Consider the following 8,904-nt stretch of genomic DNA (forward strand, 5'->3'; position numbering starts at 1 on the left):
TACTGGATCGCCCGGTCAAGCCGGGCGATGACAGTGAGAGTGTGGCACGCGCCTGTTTCCACATCGTCATTGCGAGCGCAGCGAAGCAATCCAGAATCTTTCCGTTGAGACAGTCTGGATTGCTTCGCTACGCTCGCAATGACGGAGCAAGGGGCAACGGCGTCGTTCTCCGACTCGCATCTTGATTGCAGACACACCTTCGCAGCCTCGCGGCGCATTTCGCCCGAGCTTTGCTCCATTCCATCGCCCCAAAAGAAAGAGGGCGCAGGGAAGGCCGGGTGCTGACCTAGCACCCGCGGTCTGCTGCGCGAATGTAGCGCAGAGAAACCGCACAGCAGCATACAGGTGGTGCCAATCACTCGGCCTTCCCTGCGCAGTGGTCGGACGGCTTATGCCGTGCTCTCCCGGGAGCCGAACTTTCCTTCTGGCCTCCCTCGCCCTGCGAATTGGCGATGCCGTCTGCCCGGTTCGGCTCGCGCGCATCTTCGCAAGAGGCTTGACCGTAGCAACGACGGCCAGGACCACACGGTTTTGCCGTACGCGCTCAGCGCCGTTCGTCTGCACGCGGCCGCGGACTCACAGGGACTACCCGCCCTGCCCACGCCTCTCGCGCCAGACGCTGCCGCGTCCACCGCAACCCGGCCCGCGTTTCGAACGACTCGCGAACCGCCCCTCTTCCTCGGGCCGGGCTGTTTCGATCTACGCCGTAATTCCGAATTTCGGTAAAATGGAATATTTTTGCGGAGAGGGGTTGACGAGGTGCGGGGTGTTTTGCCCGACGGGACAAGAATGACCGGTCGTTCGGCGCCTCAAGCCCCGAACAGCCCGCGTCGCCCAGATTGGCCGTCACGAGGCCTTGCGCTTGACCGCCTTGCGCAAGGTCTCATCGATCCGCGATTGCCAGCCCGGCCCGGTCGACTTGAAATGCTCGACAACCTCCGGGCTTAGGCGCAACGAGACGAGCTTCTTCGTCGGCGCCTTGTTCGGACCGCGCCCTTTCCGGATGGATGCGCTGAGATCGGGAAAGACTTCAGAGAACGGCCGGGCCTTGGCGAAATCCGCCTTTGTCAGTTCAGGATTGTCGCTGACCGCAAGCAGATCTCTCTTGGTATAGCCAGATTTCTTCCTAGCGCTCGGCATAGAGTTTCCTTTCGCTACGACTCGCGGGCCGCATGCTGATGATGCTGACACCCTCTCGCCCCAGCCGGGCGAACACGACAACGATGACGCCGCGAATGTTCACGCCGATCGCGACCCAGCGTTTGCTCTTGTGCGAGGGGACAACCAGCGCGTTGTCGAAGAATGACTCGTCGAGATCGGCGAAGTCCAGCCCGTGCTTGTCGAGATTGGCGAGCCGCTTCGGTTCATCCCAGACAATTTTCATCCGACATAATGTAGCTACGATTTAGTCCAACGTCAACATCCTGTAGCTACAAAATATGAGACCACCAGTTGGCTAGCATCAATGGAGCTCACGACGCGCAGCTTCACGCCACCGCGGCGTCCGGAATGCGCGCGGCTTCCATCGGCACCTTGCCGCGGATCAGGTCCGAGGCGCGGTCGGCGATCATCATCGTTGATGCATTCAAATTCGCCGAGATCATGCGCGGCATGACCGAGGCGTCGATGACGCGGAGGCCTTCGAGGCCGTGGACGCGGAGCTGGTCGTCGACGACGGCCCAGGTCGAGTCCGCCGGGCCCATGCGGCAGGTGCAGCCGGGGTGGAAGGTGGTGGTGCCGCGCTCGGTGGCGGCGTGCAGGAATTCGTCATCGGTGTTGACGTTCGGGCCGGGGAAATCCTCGTAGGCGTAATAGGGCGACAGCGGTGCGCTCTTCAGCAGACGGCGCGCGAGCTTCATGCCGCCGACGACGACGCGGCGGTCGAGCTCGGCGTCGAGATAGTTGGTCTGGATGATCGGCGGCGCGAACGGATCAGAGGAGCGGATGCGGACATAGCCGCGGCTCTCGGGACGCTGCTGCCAGGAGGCCACCGTCATGCCAGGCTCGTCCTCGAGCTGGCCCTGCACGCCTTCCTTGTAGCTCGCCGGCGTGAAGGTGAGCTGGAGATCGGAGCTGTCCGCGCTCTCGCCGGAATGCCAGAAGCAATAGACCATGGTCGGTGACAGCGACAGCAGGCCGCGGCGCGCCGTCGCCCATTTCAGCGCCTCGATCCAGAGCGAGAGGCCGCGGCGGAGCTCGTTGATGGTCTTGATGTCCTTCACCCGCGCCACGGTGCGCGGGGCGTAGTGGTCCTGCAGGCCCTCGCCGACCGGCAGCGCGTGACGCACCGCGATGCCGTGCTGCTGCAACAGATCCGGCGCGCCGATGCCCGAGAGCTGCAAGAGCTGTGGCGAATTATAGCTGCCGCCGGAGAGGATCACCTCCTTGTTGGCGCGCACCTCGACAGGATGACCGCCGCGGCCGCCCTTCATGTAGCGCACGCCGACGGCGCGCTTGCCTTCGAAGATGATCTCGGTCGCATGCGCGTGCGTATGCACATGCACGTTGGGCCGCTTCATCGCCGGCTTGAGGAACGCGGTCGCGGCCGAAACGCGCAGGCCGTTGTTGATGGTGCGCTGACAGTAGGAGACGCCTTCCTGCGTCTTGCCGTTATAATCGGGGTTGCGGGGAATGCCGAGCGAGACCGCGCCCTCCATGAAGGCCTCGCAGAGCGGGTCGCGCCAGTCCATCGTCGTGACCGTGAGGCTGCCCTCCCGGCCGCGATAGAGCGCCTCGCCCTCACCGACCCGCTTCTCCAGCCGCCGGAAGTACGGCAGCACGTCGGCATAGCCCCAGCCGCGATTGCCCATCTGCGCCCAGGTGTCGAAATCCATGCGCTGGCCGCGATTGTAGATGTGGCCGTTGATGGAGGACGAGCCGCCGAGCGTCTTGCCGCGCGGCGCGTAGATGCTGCGCCCGCTGGTCCAGGGCCCCGGCTCCTGCTGATAGGCCCAGTTGATGCTCTTCATGTGGAAGGTCTTGATGAAGCCCGCCGGCAAATGGATGTAGGGGTGCCAATCCCTCGGGCCCGCCTCGAGCACGCAGACGCTGGTGTTGGGATCTTCGCTCAGCCGGCTGGCGAGCACGCAACCGGCGGAGCCCGCGCCGACGATCACATAATCAAATCTGTCCATGGTGCCTCGACCGCCCCTAGCGCGGCTTGTCGTTGAGTTGAAATTCCAGATGCGCCTGCACCGTCGGCCATTCGGCGGCGGTGATGCTGTAGACCACGGTGTCGCGCAGCGTGCCGTTCGGCGCGATCTGGTGGCTGCGCAGGATGCCGTCCTGCTTGGCGCCCAGGCGCTCGATGGCGCGCCGGCTCTGGTGGTTGAAGAAATGGGTGCGGAACTCGACCGCGATGCAGTTCAGGGGCTCGAAGGCATGGCGCAGCAGCAGAAGCTTGCACTGCGTGTTGAGCGGGCCGCGCTGCGCGCCCTTGGCGTACCAGGTCGAGCCGATCTCGACGCGGCGGTTCGCCGCATCGATGTTCATGTAGGTGGTCATGCCGACGATCCTGCCGGCGGCATCGAACACGGTGAACGGCAGCATCGAGCCCGCGGACTGGAGCCCCAGGCGGCGGTCGATCTCCTTCGCCATGCCCTCAGGCGTCGGGACTGCAGTGTACCAGAGCTTGAATAGTTCGCCATCCCTGACGGCCTCGACCAGCCCCTCGCGATGCTGATGCGACAGAGGCTCCAGACGGGCGTGCTGTCCGCGCAGGGTGATGGGGTCAGGCCAGGGCATTGAAAGTCTCTCCTTCGTCATTGCGAGCGAAGCGAAGCAATCCCGAGTCTTACCGCGAAGGCAGTCTGGATTGCTTCGTCGCTTCGCTCCTCGCAATGACGGCTTGGCTCACTTGTTCAAGAAATTCAACGGCAATCCGCCGCGCGGCCAGTCCATGGCGATCAGTTCGCCCTTGCCGGACAGGGTGATGTAGGCGGTCTTCAGCTCGGGGCCGCCGAAGGCGATGTTGGTGGTGACGCGGTCGCCGGTCGGCACCTGCTCGACCAGGGTCCCGTCGGGCGCGATCACCGAGATGCAGCCGGAGACGAGGGTGGCGACGCAGACATTGCCGCTCGCCTCCACCGCGAGCGAATCGAACATCTGGTAGCCACCGAGGCCGCAGATCGGTTTTCCCCGCTCGCCGCGATAGATCACGTCGCGCGGCTTGAGCGTGCCTGGCGCGGAGAGCTCATAGGCCCAGAGCCGCCCCGTCGGCGTCTCCGCGATGTAGACGGTGTTCTCGTCCGGCGACAGCCCGATGCCGTTGGCCGGCAGGATCCCGTGCACGACCTCCACGATCTCGCTCATGCCGGGCTTGAGGTAATACATGCCGCCGACGTCCATCTCGCGCGCGCGGCGCTTGCCGAGATCGGAGAACCAGAGGCCGCCCTGCCTGTCGAAGACGAGGTCGTTCGGCCCGCGCAGATCGTGCGCGCCGCATTTGCTCACGACGGTCTCGACCTTGCCGGATTGCAGATCGACGCGCTGGATCGAGCCGCCGAGATAATCGTCGGGCTGCGGTCCCGGCATGATCATGTTGCGGGTCGGGATCCAGGAGAAGCCGCCATTGTTGCAGATGTACATCTTGCCGTCGGGGCCGAGCGCTGCGCCGTTCGGACCGCCCGGAATCCTGGCGACGATCTCCTTGCGTCCGTCGGGATAGACGCGCGTCAGACGCTGGCCGCGGATCTCCACCAGCACCACCGAGCCGTCGGGCATCACGACCGGCCCTTCGGGAAATTCGAGATCGGTGGCGAGAACGCGGATGTTGGCCGTGGCATTCGACATTGGGATCCTCCCGGCTGCTTGTTATGGCTTGCACGGGATGTCCGGCACGGGCTCCGCAGGCAAGATTTGCCTGCGGTTATGACAAAGTCGCCAAGGCTTGCCAAGCAAGCGGGACGGTATGCCAGCGTTGCGCTGCAAAGCACGATGAGGGTCATCGCGCCTTGCGTCATCGCTTGCGCATGATCCTTTCGGAAACCGACTGCACACTTTGCGCCAACGCGGCCCTTCGGGTCCGGATCATGCTATTCCCTCACCGGCAGCCAGATCTCGAAACCGCCATTGCCGGTTGCAGGATCGAACGTCTCGTCGTAGCGCTCGAAGTTCGGCGCGTCCGCGGCTCTGAGGCCGGATGCCGGCAGCCACTGATTCCAGATCGTGTTCACGGTGCGCCGGATCGAAGCGACGTGCTCGGTATGCGTGAACACGGCATAGCGCTGCTCGGGAATGCGGATGCGGCCGAAGCGGCGCGGCAGGTCGGAGAAATCGGCGACTTCGACCCCCGCGATGTAGTCGAAATTGCCGGCGTCATCGCCGTTGCAGCAGACGCCGTAGGCGACTTGATTTTTTCCTTGGCCGACCCGCGCGGGGACGTCGGCGATTTCCTGATGGAAGCGTTGCCAAAGACCGGGGATCATGGCGCCGTTGTCGCAGGAGATGCGCTCGGCGGGGCCGGCGACGAGGAAGGCCTTTGCCGTCTCGAAGCGCGGTGGGGCAAGATGGTCGAGCATGGTGGAATTCATGAGGATCGGCTCCTGAAGCTTGAGTTGGCTCACGCACGTTGCCGCCCTCACCGCTTCGGGCGTGGTGCCGAAATGGTCGCGGAACGCGCGGGTGAAGGCTTCGTGCGAGCCGTAGTCCGCCTCCAGCGCCAGTGACAGGATGTCGGGTGCGCCCTTTGCAAGACTACGCGCCGCCTCCGTCAGCCGGCGCGCGCGCACGTAACGCATCACCGGCAGACCGGTGGCCGCGGCAAACGCACGCACGATGTGGAACCGCGACACGCCGGAGATCGCCGCGATCTCGTCGAGCGTCATCGGCTCGGCCAGATGGCTCTCGATATACCAGAGCGCGCGCTGGGCTGGATTCATGGCGGTTCAGGCCCTCGTTCGAAGCGCAGCGATGATGCGCCGCTCAGCAGCGCTCTGCTTGATCGGCATTGCTGTCCTTCGCATGAGGATAGCCCGGCAATCGTCACTGGCAACGCCCTGCTGTTCGTGGCTACACTCGTTGAAACCGCTCACGAGAAAGAGGAACCGGGTCATGGAAATCACCGATGTGCGGGCGCACCATATCCGCATCCCCTATGACGCCGGTGTCGCAAGCTTCCGCCAGGGTGCTTCCGCGATTTCCGCGCTCGACATGGTCCTCGTCGAGGTCACGACCGATTCCGGGCTGACCGGCTGGGGCGATGCCTTCGCCTATGTCTGCCCCCGCACCACACGCAGCGCCGTCGAGGAGATGATCGCGCCGCAGGCCCGCGGGCTGAAGGTGCCCGATGCTGCCGGCATTCCCGCGGTGATGGAACAGATCCAGCGCAATCTGCATCTGTTCGGCCGCTACGGCATCACCATGTTCGCGATCTCCGGACTGGATATCGCATTGTGGGACCTGGCTGCGAAGGTCAAAGGCGTGCCGGTGCATCGCCTGCTGGGCGAGATCAGGCGCACGGCCATTCCGGCTTACGCGAGCCTCTTGCGGATCGGCTCGCCCGACAACATCGCCGCCGAATGCAGGAAGGCGCTCGCGCTCGGCTATGGCGCGATCAAGCTGCACGAGACCACGGCGCCGGCAGTGTTCGCCGCGCGCGAGGCGATCGGGCCAGCCATTCCGCTGATGGTCGACATGAACTGTCCCCTGACGGGCGAGCAGGCGATCGCGTTTGCGAAAACATGCCGGGAGGCGCAGCCGATGTTTCTGGAGGAGCCGGTCTGGCCGCCGGAAGACTTCGCCACGCTTGCCGACGTCCGCAGCAAGGGCGGGCTCGACATCGCCGCCGGCGAGAATGCCTGCACCGAATATCAATTCCGCCAGATGATCGAGGCGGGCGCGGTCAGCCACACCCAGCCCTCGGTCATCAAGGTCGGAGGCATCACGGAATTCCTGAAGGTCGCGACGCTGGCCGATCGGCTCGGCGTCAAGATCGTCCCGCACTCCCCTTACTTCGGCCCCGGCCTGCTGGCGACGCTGCATCTGCTCGCGACGCGCGACGATGGGCTGGTCGAGATGTTCTATCTCAAGCGCGAGGCCTGTCTCTGGGGCGGACGCGCCGATGTCGATGCCGCCGGCCATGTCGCGGTGCCGACAGGCCCCGGGCTCGGCTACGAGCCCGACCGTGCCGTGATGGAGCGCTATCGCGTCGCGTGAACGGCGCGCTTATTTCGCGGCGTCCTTGGGCGGCGGCGCGTCCTGCTTCTTCTTCATATCCTCGGCGGTCTTCGCCTGCGCGGCCTGAACCTCGCCGAGCGTCTTCTGCAAGCCGGCGAGGCTCGCCTTCAACGCGTCGATCTGGCGATTGGCGGCATCCAGCTTCTGCTGGTGATCGAGGGCGAGCTTGGTGATCGTCTTCTGCAGGAAATCGACATTGCTCTGCAGACAGCTGGTGCGCCGCTCCATGGTCTTCTCGACGGTGCAGATCTCGATCCCGGGCACGTCCTGCGCGTGCACCGCCAGAGGCGCCAGCGCTGCGAGCAGCAACATCGCGAAACAAATGCCGGCGTTTCGAAGCAGCATGCAGGTTCCTCGTCCAATCGATCACGGCAATGTGCGCTGTTTGCGCGCCGCAGCGTGACGCTACCACACTCGTACCGCATTCTCGCGTTGAGCTTGCGTCAGTTCCCTGGGATGGGGAACGATGATCCGCACGCGGAAGAAGTGGGCGCTCTTTCCGCGGCTTTGTTTAGGGGAGATTTTTGGAATGGCAACGCGCGACAGACGTTTGGCGGAGTTCGACGGAGCCGGAGAACCACCGCCGGGCCTGCCACTCGAAGTGCTCTGCGAAGATCACAGCGGAACATATCAACTGCCGTTCGCCTGCCGCTACGTCGAGGGACGCTGGCAGAACCACGAGGCTGGCATCGCGGTCGAAGCAACTGTCATCGGCTGGCGCCTGCCACGCGTGAAGCAGCGCGGGGCCGCCTGAGAGCGGTTTCTGTTTCAAAATGCGACGGCGCCGCGCTCCGCTTTAACCTTCGGAACGCGGCCCGAACGAATCACGTCCGAATCAGCCGAAAGGCCGTGTACGCAGCTGTTCACGGCTAGATGTCGATGCGGCTGTGCGGGCGCGCACAATATCTGCGCAGCATGCGGGATGGGCCCGGCCTGTCTCCGACGCCAAAGGTTAATCGCGGCAAAGGCATCGCTGTGAAGCTGCCGCGAGAGGGGCTCCGCCCCCGAAACAGGCAGGGCGGCGCAACACCTGCCTAATATTCGACCTCGAGCTCCTCGATCTCGGCAGGCTCCTCCCGCGCCGCCGCGATCCATTCCTGCATCTCCGGCATGGCCATGATGGTATCGGCATAGGCCTTCAGGCGCGGCTCGAGCTTGACGTCATAGGTCACAAAGCGCGTCACCACCGGGGCGTACATCGCATCCGCCATGGTGCGCTGCGCGCCGAACAGGAAGGGGCCGCCCGATTTCTCCAGGCAGTCGCGCCAGATGAACGAGACGCGGTCGATGTCGGCCTGCGCCCGCGACCAGATCTTGAAGCCGGGAAAGTGTCCCTTCAGGTTGACCGGCAGCGAGGCGCGCAGCGTGGTGAAGCCGGAATGGATTTCGCCTGAGATCGAGCGGCAATGGGCGCGCTGGATGCGGTCGGCCGGCAACAGGCCTGCGTTCGGCATCAGCTCGGCGAGATATTCGGCGATCGCCAGCGTATCCCAGACCACGGCGCCCTCGTGCCGCAGGCACGGCACCAGGATCGAGGACGACAGCAGCAAAATCTCGGCGCGTGCCGACGGATCGTCCGGCGCGGTGACGATCTCCTCGAAATCGAGCCCGGAGAATTTCGTCAGCAGCCAGCCACGCAGCGACCAGGACGAGTAGTTCTTGCTGCTGATGGTCAGTGTCGCCTTCGCCATATGGCCCTTCCCTGGTCCCGACATCAGCCCGGACGTG

General features: G+C 64.6%; 10 protein-coding genes. 2 read left to right on the forward strand and 8 right to left on the reverse strand.

Features of this window, described 5'->3' with window-relative positions:
- Positions 1–846: 846 nt before the first annotated feature.
- From ABIA42_RS24080 to ABIA42_RS24105, 6 genes are all read right to left on the reverse strand, one after another.
- Positions 847–1,140: a BrnA antitoxin family protein gene (locus tag ABIA42_RS24080; protein WP_271530967.1), complete on the reverse strand. Its 294-nt coding sequence runs from the start codon at positions 1,138–1,140 to the stop codon at positions 847–849.
- Positions 1,127–1,384, reverse strand: a complete 258-nt coding sequence (locus ABIA42_RS24085; RefSeq protein WP_271530968.1) for a BrnT family toxin — start codon at positions 1,382–1,384, stop codon at positions 1,127–1,129. Before ABIA42_RS24085 ends, ABIA42_RS24080 begins: the two co-directional genes overlap by 14 nt.
- Before the next feature lie 103 nt (positions 1,385–1,487).
- Positions 1,488–3,134, reverse strand: a complete 1,647-nt coding sequence (locus ABIA42_RS24090) for a GMC family oxidoreductase (RefSeq protein WP_370120484.1) — start codon at positions 3,132–3,134, stop codon at positions 1,488–1,490.
- A 16-nt stretch (positions 3,135–3,150) separates the two neighbouring features.
- Entirely contained in the window at positions 3,151–3,744 is a 594-nt protein-coding gene (locus ABIA42_RS24095) for a GNAT family N-acetyltransferase (protein ID WP_370120481.1), read from the reverse strand.
- 108 nt (positions 3,745–3,852) lie between these two features.
- Positions 3,853–4,791, reverse strand: coding sequence for an SMP-30/gluconolactonase/LRE family protein (locus ABIA42_RS24100; protein WP_370120478.1), 939 nt, complete (start codon positions 4,789–4,791; stop codon positions 3,853–3,855).
- Between the two features lie 242 nt (positions 4,792–5,033).
- Positions 5,034–5,879 (reverse strand): GyrI-like domain-containing protein, encoded by an 846-nt coding sequence (locus ABIA42_RS24105; protein ID WP_370120475.1) that lies wholly within the window; start codon positions 5,877–5,879, stop codon positions 5,034–5,036.
- Between the two features lie 172 nt (positions 5,880–6,051).
- Here ABIA42_RS24105 and ABIA42_RS24110 point away from each other — a divergent pair, with 172 nt between their 5' ends.
- Positions 6,052–7,155 carry a mandelate racemase/muconate lactonizing enzyme family protein gene (locus ABIA42_RS24110; protein WP_370120472.1) on the forward strand — a complete coding sequence of 368 codons (1,104 nt, stop codon included), beginning with the start codon at positions 6,052–6,054 and terminating at the stop codon, positions 7,153–7,155.
- A 9-nt stretch (positions 7,156–7,164) separates the two neighbouring features.
- Here ABIA42_RS24110 and ABIA42_RS24115 read toward each other — a convergent pair whose 3' ends face one another.
- Positions 7,165–7,521 carry a hypothetical protein gene (locus tag ABIA42_RS24115; RefSeq protein WP_370120469.1) on the reverse strand — a complete coding sequence of 119 codons (357 nt, stop codon included), beginning with the start codon at positions 7,519–7,521 and terminating at the stop codon, positions 7,165–7,167.
- A gap of 184 nt (positions 7,522–7,705) precedes the next feature.
- Between ABIA42_RS24115 and ABIA42_RS24120 the strand changes: the two genes are divergently transcribed.
- A complete protein-coding gene (locus ABIA42_RS24120; RefSeq protein ID WP_024339451.1) occupies positions 7,706–7,930 on the forward strand; it encodes a hypothetical protein in 225 nt (74 codons plus the stop codon).
- A 280-nt stretch (positions 7,931–8,210) separates the two neighbouring features.
- On the opposite strand, the gene ABIA42_RS24125 is transcribed toward ABIA42_RS24120, so the two are convergent.
- Complete coding sequence (locus ABIA42_RS24125) at positions 8,211–8,867, reverse strand: glutathione S-transferase family protein (protein WP_370120466.1); 657 nt, start codon at positions 8,865–8,867, stop codon at positions 8,211–8,213.
- Between the last annotated feature and the right edge of the window lie 37 nt (positions 8,868–8,904).

It is taken from the genome of Bradyrhizobium sp. USDA 327 (assembly GCF_041262065.1).
Taxonomy (GTDB): Bacteria; Pseudomonadota; Alphaproteobacteria; order Rhizobiales; family Xanthobacteraceae; genus Bradyrhizobium; species Bradyrhizobium liaoningense.